Below are 14,017 nucleotides of genomic sequence, written 5' to 3'. Positions count from 1 at the left end.
GCAGAGAGCGGAAATGCTTCTTCATCATGGGTAAAGATCGATCACGTGCTTAGCGCTGATACTCCGGGGGGTACACATTGGGATGCAGTTCGATACCCAGCTCTTCGTAGTAGCGGATAGCGCCGGGGTGCATCCACATCCAGTCGTTGAACACCACGTTCTCAGCCAGGGTTTCCTTGGCGGAAGCGTGGGTGGTTACCATACGCTCGTGGTTTTCAAACACGCCCTTGACGATATCGTACACCAGGTCGTCGGGGAGGTTTTTGCTGGCGATAGCCATGTTCCAGATGCCCACAGTCTCAACGTCCTGGTCGAGGAAGTCATAGACGGAAGCGGGAATCACAGCGGGCGCGAAGTAGGGGTACTCTTTGAGGATTTTTTCGCGGTTGGCGCCATCAATGCCGAACATGGTGATGCGGCGCTGATTGGCCATCTCCAGAACACCACCAACGGGCAGACCGGCGGCAAAGCTGTTGGCGTCAAGCTGACCATCCATATGCTGTCCAACCAGGTCGCTCAGACCAGCGTGGCGTACGGTGGCATTGATGCCCAGCAGCTCAAGGAAGCGGGGGTGGAAGGTACCGGCGGTTCCGCCCTGGGGACCAACGCCTACGCGCTTGCCAGCCAGGTCTTCAATTTTGGTAATGCCGGAGGCAACAGTTGCCCACCACTGGGAGTAGGTGTTGTACATGGGGAAAATAGCGCGCACATTGCGGTGCTCAATACCATTGGTCCAGGCTTCGAGACCATACCAGGCTTCATAGGCGGGGCCCATGGTGGTCATTCCCAGCTCCAGGTCGCCCATGTGAACCAGCTGCATATTGTGGTTGGGGCCACCGGTCACCTCAACACCAGTGGGGATACCGGTAACGCGCTCAATAACCTGTGACCAGCCACCACCATACACATAGTACACGCCACCAATAGACGCGGCACCGATGGTCATGGACGAGGGACGCTGACCTTCAGCCTGCTGAGGATCACTGCTGCACCCGCTCAGGGCGAAGGCCATGGCCACAACGGCCAGGGCGATCCATTTAAAATGCTTTCCAACTGCCATAGTAACTTCTCCTTTGAATTTGTCTTCTCCCGTAAGAGACATTTCATAATGTCGTTTTACCGTGAGTATATGGATCACGGTCCACGGGAACAAGTAACTCAAGTTTCGCATCTTGTTGTCTTAGGTTAAGGTGTTATTATTTTGACAGTTATCGCGCGAAAACTGTATTGATTTTGAATGCTTGACTTATCTGGTATTCCACTTTTTGTTTCCGGATATTGTCCTTTTTGACCGCGCAAAAAGGACGCAAAAACGCGCCCCCCGAACGCCCGTTTTTCCGGATCGTTGGCTCGCCTGTTCTGGAGATCCGGCAGCAGGCTGCTCAAAGAGCCCCATCTGCTGCGTTGCCGGGCATCGCTCGTCACTGCGACGTACAGGGAGTACGCCTCCTTTCTCGCTTTGCCCGCGCCTTGCACCTGGGCCTCTTTGCGTTGCCTGACCCCTGCATCCCTGCAGTGCTGCCGGACCACTCACTTCCTGTGAGTGTCCCTTCGGGTCTTGCCAGCCAGGCGTCGCACTCACCGGACGGGCTCAGGGGGGAATGGCTTTCCTCTGCTTCTCCCCCGTGTGCTGGCCCAGCCAGAACGCGAAGACTGGAACGCGATGGACCCGCAGGGTTGCCGCCACGACGGCGGCAACCGCAAACCCAAAGCCATGGAGGGCGGTTGTTTGCGGTCCCCAGTTCCAGGCAAGCGGGCGGCTGATAAGGACAGCACTGGGGGTCGCTTTTGCGCCACTTTCGGCGACCCAAAAGTGGCAAAAGAAACTCACAAACAAGATGAGGGCAATGTCAAGCGACGCCGTCTGTGCAGAACCATTTTGGCCATCCAACTATGGTATCCAGGTCGGCGCCGACAACCTGCCGCTTCGGGGGTGCGAAACTTCAGAAGTAAGATTTATACAAGTGCAGATATCAGGCTCTCACTGGCACATACCTCAGGTTTAACATCAGTATCCCCGTATTAGCCAACGCACCCGCACTATCAAACCTTATTCCATTATCATAGCAGAGATAATTGAACAATCAATGGAATCTTCCTCCCGTCTGAAGCTGCTGCGTTCCCTGAAGACTGCCACACCGGTATCCGCGGCATCACGGACAAACATTTTCTCAAAAATCCCTGTTCATGCACGGGCTCTTCGGGCCAAAATCCATGAACATGCCGCGGGATGGGGAAATTTTTCACACAGTGTTCTGATACCGGTTCGTCGGTTTTTAGCAAGGTGTTTGACTGGATTTCCCATTGACTTTTCCCGGTACCCGTGTATATATCCCCTTGTCGAATCATCCCTTCCCCTCACAGCTATTCATCCGAACTTTCCCCCGTAATTATGGAGACTCATCCCCCATGGATTTAAACGTACTCAAAGTCACTCCCATCAGTGAGCTGGTCGAGATGGCCCGCGACGCCAATATAGAGGGAGTCAGTGTTCTCAAGCGCCAGGATCTGATTTTCAACCTGCTGATCAAGCACGCCAAGTCCGGCGGGCACATCTTCGGCGGCGGCGTTCTGGAAGTTCACCCCGACGGATTCGGCTTCCTGCGCGCCACCGACTACAATTACCTGCCCGGCCCCGACGATATCTACGTCTCCCCCAGTCAGATTAAGCGCTTCAGCATGCAGACCGGCGACACCATAGAAGGGGAGATCCGCCCGCCCAAGGAGGGGGAAAAATACTTCGCCCTGCTGCAGATCGAAAGCATCAACTACGCCAGCCCGGAGCAGGCCAAAACCAAGGTGCTCTTCGACAACCTCACCCCCCTGCACCCCAATGAACGCATTCACCTGGAAATGCCCGGCAAGGAAAATATATCCACCCGCCTGGTGGATATCATCGCCCCGGTGGGCAAAGGCCAGCGCGGCCTGATCGTCGCTCCGCCCAAAGCCGGCAAGACCGTTTTTCTGCAGAATATGGCCAACGCCATCGCCCATAACCACCCCGAAGCCCACCTGATCGTCCTGCTTATTGACGAGCGCCCCGAAGAAGTGACGGAGATGCAGCGCTCGGTCATCGGTGAAGTGGTCTCCTCCACCTTTGACGAACCGCCCACCCGCCACATTCAGGTGGCTGAAATGGTCATCGACAAGGCCAAGCGCCTGGTGGAGCACAAGAAGGATGTCATCATCCTGCTGGATTCCATCACCCGTCTGGCACGCGCCTACAACACGGTCATCCCCCACAGCGGGCGGGTGCTTTCCGGTGGTCTGGACGCCAATGCCCTGCATAAGCCCAAGCGTTTCCTGGGCGCGGCCCGCAATATCGAATTCGGCGGCTCCCTGACCATCCTGGCCACGGCCCTGGTGGATACGGGATCAAAGATGGATGAAGTCATCTACGAGGAGTTCAAGAGTACCGGCAACATGGAGCTGTATCTGGATCGCGGACTGGCCGAACGCCGCATCTTCCCGGCCATCGACATCATGCGCAGCGGCACCCGCCGCGAAGAGCTGCTCTTTACCGAAGAAGAGCTGCGCAAATCCTGGATCATCCGCAAATTCCTGCAATCCATGTCCACCCACGAAGCGGCAGATTTCATGATCGACCGCCTCAGCCATACCAAGAACAACCAGGAATTTTTTGACACCATGAACAAGTAGGGAAGCAAAAAGAGCAGAAAACTGCTTGCAAAAATCCACACAGATGTGATAGATGATTGCGCTTGTGGGTTTTTCAGAGAAAACATCTTATGGATATGACGAATACAAGGAGTCAGGAAACATGAAGCAGGGCATCCACCCCCAGATGAATCAGATCAACGTTGAGTGCATGTGCGGCAACGTCATACAAACCCTTTCCACACGTTCCGATGAGTTCAAGCTCGACGTGTGCTCCAGCTGCCACCCCGTATTCACCGGGCAGGAGCGGGTCATGGATACCGCCGGTCGCGTTGAGCGCTTCCGCAAGAAGTACGCTAACAAGGGATAAGGCACCGCCACTCTCTTGCCACTTCTTTTTCAGCTTATCCCCGCAGCACTTCACCGCCGCGGGGTTTTTTCTTATCAGGCTGCCGAGGTACCCCTATGAAAACACAGTGCAACGTTGTTCTCCTCAAGCACACCGAAGACCCTGAAGGTTCCGTATACGCGGCAGCGCGGCTCTGCTACAGCCCGGCCCACATTGAAGAGCTCATGGAAGCCAGCGCCACCGAGAAGCAGAAATTCGTCCAGAAGATCCGCGACCTCGGGCACCTGAGCGTCTTTGAGCACGTCAGCTTCACCTTCGCCGTGGAAGGCATCTCGCGAGCCTGCTCCCACCAGCTGGTCCGCCATCGCCTGGCCAGCTACTCCCAGCAGTCCCAGCGCTATGTCCGCCAGGGACAGTTTTCCTATATTGAACCAGACAGCATGGCCGCCATGCCAGCAGGGTGGTTTGCCGAAAAGATGGCCACCATGCAGCGGTGGTACCAGGAAGCCCTGGATGCCGGACTGCCTGCCGAAGACGCTCGCTTCCTGCTGCCCAACGCCTGTGAAACCCGTATTATCCTGACCATGAACGCCCGCGAACTGATGCTCTTTTTCAGCCTGCGCTGCTGCGAGCGAGCCCAGTGGGAGATCCGCGCCATGGCCGATCAGATGCTCGAACAGTGCAGAACCGTTTCGCCTGCCATCTTTGCCGACGCGGGTCCCGGCTGCCTGCGTGGCCCCTGCCCCGAAGGCAGCATGTGCTGCGGCAAGACTGCCCAGGTACGGGAGCGTTATCGCGAAGGCTTGTGAATTGCGCGACTGCTGAAACAGCCGGGCGAAGTGAAGAGCGCGTCAGCGCCTGCGCTGCGCCATGTGATAAAGTACGATGGAAGTCGCCACAGCAGCGTTGAGGGACTCAACCCCCGCGTCCATGGGAATGGAAACCGACTGCTCACGCCAGCGGGCGGGAATGCCGGCGCCCTCAATGCCCGGCACCAGCATGGTGGGATCGCTGAAGACCGTTTCCGCAAGGGGCTTTCCTTCGGCGGAAAGACTGACGATCTGCCCCGGATACGGGAGATGGAAAATATCCTCCAGACGCGGACCCGCGAAGAAGCGACAGTGGAAAACCGCCCCCGCCGAAGCGCGGATGGCTTTGGGCAGAAAGGGGCTGGCGCACTGCTCCAGCAGGAGAATATCCCGCACCCCGAAGGCAACGCTGGAACGAAGAACACTGCCCACGTTCTCGGGATCCTGAAACGCCAGGGCCACGCAGGTGCCCACGGGCAGACTCCCAGCCCACTCCACAGGCTGGGCGCAGCGCACCAGCACCAGGGGAAAATCCGTGCCACAGACATCCAGCTGACGAAAAAGCTCCGGCTCCAGCACCAGCCGGGAAACCGCGTTGAGCCCTTCGATGTTTTCATGGCGGCTGCTGGACACCAGTGCCAACACTTCAGGACTGCCAGAAGCCAGGAGCTCGCGGACGATTTTCTCTCCGGAAACCAGAGCCTGCTGATATTTACGGATGCCACGCGCCTGCAGCAGGCGCAGCAGTTGACGATAGGTGGGATTGGCCGGACTGGTAATCAGCTTCATGAAAAATCCTCTGAATTCCATTCTTGCGTTACAACTGACGTCTCGCATCTTGTCGTCTTGACTTAAGATACTGTTGCTCTGATGTTTGCCACGCAGAAACCGTATTGATTTTGCGTGCTTGACTCATCTGGTATTCCATTTTTCGTCTTCGGATATTGTCCTTTTTGACCGCGCAAAAAGGACACAAAAACGCGCCCCCCGAACGCCCGTTTATCCGGCTCCTTTACTCGCCTGTTCTGGAGATCCGGCAGCAGGCTGCTCAAAGAGGCCCATCTGCTGCGTTGCCGGGCATCGCTCGTCACTGCGACGTACAGGGAGTACGCCTCCCTCCTGCTTTGCCCGCGCCTTGCACCTGGGTCTCTTTGCGTTGCCTGACCCCTGCATCCCTGCAGTGCTGCCGGACCACTCACTTCCTGTGAGTGTCCCGTTCGGGTCTTGCCAGCCAGGCGTCGCACTCACCGGACGGGCTCAGGGGGGAACAGCCTGCTTCTGCCTTTCCCCCGTGTGCTGGCCCAGCCAGGACGCGCCGACTGGAACGCTATGGACCCGCAGGGTTGCCGCCACGACGGCGGCAACCGCAAACCAAAAGCCATGGAGGGCGGTTGTTTGCGGTCCCCAGTTCCAGGCAAGCGGACGGCTGAAAAGGACAGCACTGGGGGCCGCTTTTGCGCCACTTTTTGCGGGTAAAAAGTGGCAAAAGAAACTCATAAACAGGGTGAGGGCAGTGTCAAGCGACCCCCGTCTGTGCAGAATCATTTCGGCCATTCCAGCATGGCATCAGGGTCGATCCAGACACCCAGCTGTTTCGGGGATGCGAAAGTTGAGTTACAATACTATGACACAGAAAATCACCGGGTTCACCGGAAAATTCACCGGTGACGCGAGAGGAACCATGAGCGCCACTGCCCACGATCCCGCCAGCTTCAGCCACCGTGAACTCCAGGTCTTGCACCAGGACAATCATACCATCGTGGTATTCAAGCCAGCCCGCATTCCCGTGCAGTCCGACAGCAGCGGTGACATCAGCCTGCTGGAAGTGGTGCGACAGTACATCGCTGCGGAATACCAGAAGCCAGGCAACGTCTTCGTGGGCATGGTTCAGCGGCTGGATCGTCCCGTCAGCGGGCTGGTGGTCTTCGCCCGTACTTCCAAAGGCGCGGCGCGCCTCTCGGAACAGCTTCGCCAGCATCGCATCCACAAACACTACCTGGCCCTGGTCCATGGAGCACCCTCCGAAAGCGAGGGTACCCTGCGCCACCTGCTGGAGTACCGTGAAGGCACTGCCATAGCGGGACGCCATGGACAGGGCAAAACCGCCGTGCTGCACTACCGGGTGCTGCAACACCTGCCCGATACCAGCCTGCTGCATATACGCCTGGAGACAGGGCGTAAGCACCAGATCCGCTTCCAGCTCTCCAGGATCGGCTGCCCCATCCTGGGCGACCTGCGCTACGGCGCTCGCGCTCCACTACCCGATCAGTCCATCGCCCTGTGCGCCTGGGCCCTCTCCTATGAACATCCCACCAGTCGGCAGCTGATCATGGTGCGCCTGCCCGCCGGATTGCTGCCACAGGCCATACAGCCGCTGGCAGAAATACTGCCCGATCCATTTACCAAGGAGACACTCCATGAAGTATGAGGCTCCAGACGCAAAGCGGGGCTTTGTCTATGTGTGTCGCCTGCTCTCCCGACGCGGCTACCACAGCGCGGAGATCCGCCACAAACTGCTGAGCAAGGGCTACAGCGAAGAGATGGCTGCCGATATCCTGGAGCAGGTCGGTGGGCTGCTCAACGATGAACTGTTCTTTGACACCTTTGTATGGCAGCAGCTGGGCAAGCTGCATGGCACGGTGTATATGGAACACTATCTGAGAATGAAGGATATCGCGTTGCCCACAGGCTGGGATGAGCTGCGGGAGCGCCACTTTGCGGAACGTCTGGACGAACTGGCCCGCCGCGTTGCGCGCAAGTATCAGGAGGCCCTGCAGGAAGGGCGCTGGGCTCTGGAGCAGGTGTTATGGCGTCGCGGGTTTGACCAGCAGGAGATATTCCGGATCATGGAGCACGTCGGGGAGCTGGCCCATGAAGAGTGAGCTTGAGCGCCACTGCCATGGGGCCGTGGAACAGTATTGCCGCTGGAGTGGTTCTACCAGTATGGTCGTGGCCGTCAGCGGGGGAGTGGACTCCATGGTACTGCTGCACCTGCTGGCAAAAATACAGCCCGAACTGAAGCTGAACCTTGTGGTGGCCCATCTTGAGCACGGCCTGCGCGGGGAAGAGTCCCGCGCCGACGCGCGCCTGGTAATCCAGACCTGCGAACGCCTCGGTATCCCCTGCTACGCCCGTTTTGTTGATGAGCACTTCTGGCAAAGGCAGGCGGGCAACTTCCAGGACAAAGCCCGCGCCCTGCGCTACACCTTTTTTCGCCAGGTGGGAACGGATTTTTTTTCAGGTCGGGCCTTTGCCATTGCCACCGCCATGACCCAGGATGACTGTCTGGAAAAGATCTTCATGGATATCCTGCGCGGACGCAGCCTGCTGGGTAGTCTGAGCCATCAGCAGCCCGACACACTGCGACCGCTGCGCACCATCAGCAAGGAAGCACTCATCGCCTATGCCACCGGGCAACAGATCTCCTGGCGCGAAGACACCAGCAACCACCAGGATTCCTATCTGCGCAACCGCGTACGCAATCAGCTCATCCCTTTGCTCCGCGAGGAATTTGACTTTCAGGAATCCATACAAAGCCGCTTCATCACGGATATGGAGGAGGGGATGACGTTTCTGAGTGAACAGCTGGACGCCCTCTTCGCATCCTTACTCCGGGAAGGCTCTCTGCGTGTTTCGGATCTTCGTCAGCTGGCATCGTTCCCACAGCGACAGATCTGCCTGCGCTTTCTGCAACATCACGGGATCCCTCCCAGCGAAGAAAAGCTGGCGCTCTTTATCCGTCTGCTGACAGCAAAGGGTACGCGCTCCATGGATGCCGGAGGAGGCCGCCAGCTGGTGATTGCGTACGAAAATATCCGTGTCAGCGACCACAACGCTGTCGCGAAACCTGTAACACCATTGACTGTTGTCAGTTGCGGAGAGTTCTCCCTGAATGGAAAACAGCTTCGCCTGACACAATTTACCAGCCAGAGCGAAAAGAGGTTTTCTCTTCCCGCGAATCTTGTTATCTTTCCCCTGATTATCCGCAGCCGTCGCCCCGGTGACACCCTGGCCCTTCCCGGAGGCCATGTGAAACTCAAGAAGGCTCTGATAGACCGCAAGATTCCCCGCCAGATACGGGATTCGCTTGTGGTGGTGGAAAACCGTGCCAGCCAGATTATCTTTGTTGAAGGCATTGGTGCCATTCTCCCCCGAAAAAACTGTTCCGACACCCTGGAGTATACTGTTGAAATCCTATGATATTCAGACCCTTATTCCTCCCCAGCAACTGCAGCAAACCATTGAGCGACTGGCCCGCGAAATCGCTGCGGACTACGAGGGGCAGTCACTGCTGCTGGTATGCATACTCAACGGTTCCTTCATCTTCACCGCCGATCTGGCCCGCGAGCTCTCCCGCCACAACCTGGAAGTGGAAGTGGACTTCATGAAGGTTTCATCCTACGCCGACAGCGAATCCACCGGCTCGGTCAAGATGGACTTCGACATGAGCCGCTCCATTACGGGCCGCAATGTCCTGATTGTGGAGGATATCATCGACACCGGCCGCACCCTGGAGCACCTGCTGCGCCTGCTGCGCACCCGTGATCCCCGCAGAATGGCCCTGTGCTGCCTGCTGGACAAACCTTCCCGAAGAGTCAACGGCCTGCAGGCCGACTACGTTGGCGAGGTCATCGACGATCTTTTCGTGGTTGGCTACGGACTCGACTATAATCACCGCTTCCGGGAGCTGCCCGGCATCGGTATCATGAACATAGAGGAGTAAGACTTTGAATAACAATTTCTATCGCAATATCACGCTCTGGATTGTCATCGGACTGATCGTCATTCTGATGTTCAATACCTTCAGCGCCCCGACTGCTCCCCAGAATACGATCCCCTACAGTGAGTTCATCTCCATGGTGGATCGCGGCACCATCTCCCAGGTGCAGATCCAGGGGAAAAAGGTCACCGCCAGCGGCATGGACGGGCGGCGCATTGAAACCATCGCCCCCGATGACCCTGACCTGATACCCACCTTGAAGGCCCGCGGACTGCGCATTGAAGTCAAAGAACCCGAAGGGACCCCCTGGCTGCTGCAGATCCTGATCTCCTGGTTCCCCATGTTGCTGCTGATTGGTGTCTGGATCTTCTTCATGCGGCAGATGCAGTCCGGCGGCAACCGTGCCATGAGTTTCGGGAAATCCCGTGCCAAGATGCTGACTGAAGAAAACACCAAAATAACCTTCCAGGATGTGGCCGGCATTGACGAAGCCAAGGACGACCTGGTGGAAATTGTGGAATTCCTCAAAGACCCCAAGAAGTTCACCAAGCTGGGCGGCAAGATCCCCAAGGGCGTTCTGCTCATGGGTTCGCCGGGCACCGGGAAGACCCTGCTGGCCAAAGCCATCGCCGGTGAAGCGGGCGTGCCCTTCTTCAGTATCTCCGGTTCTGACTTCGTGGAGATGTTCGTGGGCGTGGGCGCCAGCCGCGTGCGCGATCTCTTTGAACAGGGCAAGAAGAACGCTCCCTGCATCATCTTTATCGACGAAATTGACGCCGTGGGTCGCCACCGTGGCGCTGGTCTGGGTGGTGGACACGATGAGCGCGAACAGACCCTGAACCAGCTGCTGGTGGAAATGGACGGCTTTGAATCCAATGAAGGCGTCATCCTGATCGCGGCCACCAACCGTCCCGATGTTCTTGACCCCGCCCTGCTGCGCCCCGGGCGCTTCGACCGCCAGGTGGTCGTCCCCAAGCCCGATGTCAAAGGCCGCCTGGGCATTCTGAAAGTGCATACCACCAAGGTTCCCCTGGCCAAGGACGTGAACCTGGAAACCCTGGCCAAGGGAACCCCTGGCTTCAGTGGTGCCGATATCAGCAATATGGTCAACGAAGCCGCCCTGATGGCGGCTCGCCGCAATCGCATCAAAGTGCGCATGGTTGACCTGGAAGATGCCAAGGATCGCGTGACCATGGGTCCCGAACGTCGCAGCATGGCTCTGTCCGAGTACGAAAAGCGCAACACCGCTTACCACGAGGCGGGCCACGCCATTGTGGGCAAGTTCCTCAAGGGAACCGATCCCGTGCACAAGGTCACCATCATTCCCCGCGGCCGCGCCCTGGGGGTCACCCAGTTCCTGCCCCAGGATGATAAGTACTCCGTGGACAGCGATTACCTGCAGAAGCAGATATCGGTTCTCATGGGCGGCCGCATTGCCGAAGAGCTGGTGATGAGCCATATGACCACCGGTGCCAGCAATGATATTGAACGGGCCACGGCCATTGCCCGCAAGATGGTCTGCGAATGGGGCATGAGCGCGAAACTGGGTCCCCTGGCCTATGGTCGCAAGGACGAAGAGGTCTTCCTGGGTAAGGAGATCACCCAGCATAAGAACTACAGTGAAAAGACCGCCGAGCTGGTGGACGAAGAGATCAAGTCCATTGTCGATACTGCCTATGGTGTCGCCAGGGAAATCCTGGAAACCAACATGGACATCCTCAATGATGTCTCGGCGCGGCTGCTGGAAGAAGAGACCATCGACGGCGCGGTGCTGGATGAGATCATCCTGAAATACCACCCCGATTATGAACCGCCAGTCAGCACCTCCGAAGAGGAGCGCAAGAAACAGCGCACCCAGGAGGTCGACGAGAGCACCGAGGCGCCAGGCGAGCCTGAGCCTGAAGAAACCAGTGACACGGGGACACCCCTCACGCCAACTGACGAGAACGAACCAAAATCCTGAAGGTTACCATGAACCTCTACGCCCCCTGGCCGAAAATTGCGGGTATCCTCAATGTCACCCCCGACTCTTTCAGCGATGGCGGGTGTCACCTGCAGACGCGCAATGCCGTGGAGCGTGGTCTGCAGATGGTGGTGGAGGGGGCGCACATCATTGATGTGGGTGGCGAGTCAACCCGGCCGGGAGCGGCCAGAGTCAGTGCCGAAGAGCAGATGAAGCGCATTCTGCCGGTGATCGATGCCCTGGTTGCCCACGAGGTGCCGATCAGCGTGGATACGACCAGCGCACTGGTGGCCAGAGTCTGCATTGATCGTGGTGCCACCATGATCAATGATATCAGCGCCGGAAAAGATGACCCGGCCATGTTCCCCCTGGCAGTGGAACGCGAAGTTGACATCTGCCTCATGCACAAGCGGGGCAACCCGGCTGTCATGCAGCAGCTGACGCGCTATGACGATGTGGTTGACGAAGTTCACCACTACCTGGCGATGCGGGCACAGGCATTCCTTGAGGCGGGTGGCAGCGCCGGACGCCTTTTCCTGGACCCCGGCATCGGCTTTGCCAAGGACAGCCAGGCCAATCTCCGGCTCATCATGTCCATGGGCAGGCTGCGGCAGCTGGGCTACCAGACCTACCTGGGAGCCAGCCGCAAGAGCTTCATCGGCGCGATATGCCAGGTGGAAGACCCCCGGGAGCGCCTGCCCGGCAGCCTGGTGGTCGCCATGGAGGCATATCGGCAGGGGGTGCACATGCTGCGGGTTCATGACGTTGCGGCGACTGTCCAGGCCCTGAAGATGGCGGCGGCACTGTGGGCACATACAGATAACAACAAGCTCTGATACCTATACTGATACGGTGGCGGCACTGACATGCTTGATATTCTCCTGAACCTCACCTGGCGCGATGCCGTAGATATCTTCCTCGTATGGGTCATCCTGTACAAACTCCTCACCTTTTTGCGTGGCACCACGGCCATACAGGTGTTCAGCGCCATTCTGCTGATCCTCGGCCTCTCCTTCGTCGCCCATGTGGCCGAGCTCAAGACCATCTACTGGCTGGTGAAGAATATCGCCGGCTATCTGGTGCTGGCACTGATCATCCTTTTCCACCCTGAGATCCGCAAATTCCTGGTCACCATAGGCCAGAACGAAATATTCCGCCTCTTTGCCAAGTCCGACGAGAAGCAGCTGGAAACCCTGGAAGAAATTGTCAAGGCCTGTGTCAACCTGGCTTCCCGCAAAATCGGCGCCCTGATTGTGCTGGAGCGGGAAAGCAACCTGGATAATTACGCGGACATCACCGTTATCCTTGACGCCATCGCCAGCAAGGAACTGCTTATCACTATCTTTCAGGAGAGCGCGCCCATCCATGACGGCGCTGTGCTCATCCGCAACAACCGCATCTATGCCGCCGGGTGCTTTCTGACAGTCAGCATGAACCCCGATATCGACAAGGAGCTTGGAACCCGCCACCGCGCCGCCATCGGCGTGACCGAGCAGACGGACAGCGTGGCCATCGTGGTCAGTGAAGAAACCGGAACCATAAGTATCGCCATCGGCGGCAAGATCATCCGCAAGCTTGACAGCACCACCCTGAAAAAAGTTCTGAAAAATATCTTTTCGCCAAAGCCCCGGGGAGGAAAGAAGTGATCCGCTTTGTTACCGATAACCTCACCTATAAAGTGGTGGCTCTGCTCTTTGCCCTTGTCCTGTGGGCATTTGTCAAGAGCACCGACAAGAGTACGATTACCGCGACTTTCCCCATTTTTTTCCAGGATGTCCCCGAGGGTATTACTGTCGTCAGCGATGCCGAGTACGTGGAGGTTCAGGTTTCCGGCCCCAATACGATTCTCTCCGGCCGCCTCTTCCAGCAAAGCCGTGTTGAAGCCCCCGTCAGCATCAAGCCCCTGGGCCAGGAGAGCCTGCTGAACCTGAGCGCGGAGCACATCAAGGTGCCTTTCGGCCTGGAAATTCTGGCCATCAAGCCCAATATGATTCGCTATCACCTGGAGACGGTCGTGCCGATTCATGCCATCGTGGTGCCCTCGCTCATGGGAGACCCGGCGGAAGGGTATGAAATCAGGCGGGTGCTCGTGGAGCCGGAAACGGTCAAACTCCTGGTGCCGGAAAAGGAGCGGGAGGCATTCTCCGCTATTCGCACCGCGCCCCTGAGTATTCACCAGCTCAGGGAAACCAGGCGTATTCACACTGTCCTGACCCTGCCACCGTCCATCCAGTGGGAGCCCCAGGAAATGCGCATCACCGTAGAGGTGGAGGAAAAAACCGTTACCAGAACCCTCCACGATATTGTCGTTGTGACGGAAAGTGGCGAGCAGCTCCTGATGCCCGCAACGGTATCACTTACTCTGGAAGGCAAATACCACACCATGGCGTCGCTCCAGGCAGTGACTCTGCAGGCCGTGGCTCAGGCAGACTCCGGTCAGATACACGCGGTACGCGGTCTGCCCCAGGGGGTGCGATTTATCGAAGCTGATCCCCAGTACATTCCACTATTACAGCCCCCTGGGGAGAAAAGCACACCACAGGGATGAGAGGATAACG

The 14,017-nt window shown here is 57.8% G+C and carries 13 protein-coding genes; 11 read left to right on the top strand and 2 right to left on the bottom strand.

Features of this window, described 5'->3' with window-relative positions:
* Positions 1 to 49 precede the first annotated feature (49 nt).
* Positions 50 to 1,060, bottom strand: a complete 1,011-nt coding sequence (locus tag ACZ46I_RS06050; RefSeq protein WP_464281767.1) for a TAXI family TRAP transporter solute-binding subunit — start codon at positions 1,058 to 1,060, stop codon at positions 50 to 52.
* A 1,349-nt stretch (positions 1,061 to 2,409) separates the two neighbouring features.
* Here ACZ46I_RS06050 and rho point away from each other — a divergent pair.
* From rho to thyX, 3 genes are all read left to right on the top strand, one after another.
* A complete protein-coding gene (gene rho, locus ACZ46I_RS06045) occupies positions 2,410 to 3,660 on the top strand; it encodes a transcription termination factor Rho (RefSeq protein WP_013506905.1) in 1,251 nt (416 codons plus the stop codon).
* Positions 3,661 to 3,781: 121 nt separating this feature from the next.
* Positions 3,782 to 3,988, top strand: coding sequence for a 50S ribosomal protein L31 (gene rpmE / locus ACZ46I_RS06040; RefSeq protein ID WP_013506906.1), 207 nt, complete (start codon positions 3,782 to 3,784; stop codon positions 3,986 to 3,988).
* 95 nt (positions 3,989 to 4,083) lie between these two features.
* A complete protein-coding gene (gene thyX / locus ACZ46I_RS06035) occupies positions 4,084 to 4,776 on the top strand; it encodes an FAD-dependent thymidylate synthase (protein ID WP_464281766.1) in 693 nt (230 codons plus the stop codon).
* A 42-nt stretch (positions 4,777 to 4,818) separates the two neighbouring features.
* On the opposite strand, the gene ACZ46I_RS06030 is transcribed toward thyX, so the two are convergent.
* Positions 4,819 to 5,565, bottom strand: coding sequence for a TrmH family RNA methyltransferase (locus ACZ46I_RS06030; RefSeq protein ID WP_013506908.1), 747 nt, complete (start codon positions 5,563 to 5,565; stop codon positions 4,819 to 4,821).
* Between the two features lie 835 nt (positions 5,566 to 6,400).
* On the opposite strand from ACZ46I_RS06030, the gene ACZ46I_RS06025 reads away from it, so the two are divergent.
* Genes ACZ46I_RS06025 through ACZ46I_RS05990 form a run of 8 tightly spaced genes read left to right on the top strand, consistent with a single transcriptional unit; the run spans position 6,401 to position 14,007 of the window.
* Positions 6,401 to 7,204 (top strand): RluA family pseudouridine synthase, encoded by an 804-nt coding sequence (locus ACZ46I_RS06025; RefSeq protein ID WP_464281765.1) that lies wholly within the window; start codon positions 6,401 to 6,403, stop codon positions 7,202 to 7,204.
* Positions 7,194 to 7,658 (top strand): regulatory protein RecX, encoded by a 465-nt coding sequence (locus ACZ46I_RS06020; RefSeq protein ID WP_464281764.1) that lies wholly within the window; start codon positions 7,194 to 7,196, stop codon positions 7,656 to 7,658. Before ACZ46I_RS06025 ends, ACZ46I_RS06020 begins: the two co-directional genes overlap by 11 nt.
* The gene (gene tilS / locus ACZ46I_RS06015) at positions 7,648 to 8,976 is read left to right on the top strand and encodes a tRNA lysidine(34) synthetase TilS (protein ID WP_464281763.1); all 1,329 of its coding nucleotides are present in this window, start codon (positions 7,648 to 7,650) and stop codon (positions 8,974 to 8,976) included. The genes ACZ46I_RS06020 and tilS overlap by 11 nt, the downstream gene beginning before the upstream one ends.
* Positions 8,963 to 9,499: a hypoxanthine phosphoribosyltransferase gene (gene hpt / locus ACZ46I_RS06010; protein ID WP_013506913.1), complete on the top strand. Its 537-nt coding sequence runs from the start codon at positions 8,963 to 8,965 to the stop codon at positions 9,497 to 9,499. Before tilS ends, hpt begins: the two co-directional genes overlap by 14 nt.
* A gap of 4 nt (positions 9,500 to 9,503) precedes the next feature.
* Complete coding sequence (gene ftsH / locus ACZ46I_RS06005) at positions 9,504 to 11,459, top strand: ATP-dependent zinc metalloprotease FtsH (RefSeq protein WP_464281762.1); 1,956 nt, start codon at positions 9,504 to 9,506, stop codon at positions 11,457 to 11,459.
* A gap of 8 nt (positions 11,460 to 11,467) precedes the next feature.
* A complete protein-coding gene (gene folP / locus ACZ46I_RS06000; RefSeq protein WP_464281761.1) occupies positions 11,468 to 12,295 on the top strand; it encodes a dihydropteroate synthase in 828 nt (275 codons plus the stop codon).
* Between the two features lie 30 nt (positions 12,296 to 12,325).
* Positions 12,326 to 13,105 (top strand): diadenylate cyclase CdaA, encoded by a 780-nt coding sequence (gene cdaA / locus ACZ46I_RS05995; RefSeq protein ID WP_013506916.1) that lies wholly within the window; start codon positions 12,326 to 12,328, stop codon positions 13,103 to 13,105.
* Positions 13,102 to 14,007, top strand: a complete 906-nt coding sequence (locus tag ACZ46I_RS05990) for a CdaR family protein (RefSeq protein ID WP_464281760.1) — start codon at positions 13,102 to 13,104, stop codon at positions 14,005 to 14,007. The genes cdaA and ACZ46I_RS05990 overlap by 4 nt, the downstream gene beginning before the upstream one ends.
* Positions 14,008 to 14,017 lie beyond the last annotated feature (10 nt).

The sequence above is a fragment of the Desulfurispirillum alkaliphilum genome, assembly GCF_055378285.1.
Note: the sequence above shows the minus strand (reverse complement) of the source record. Positions and strands in the feature narration are given on the sequence as shown.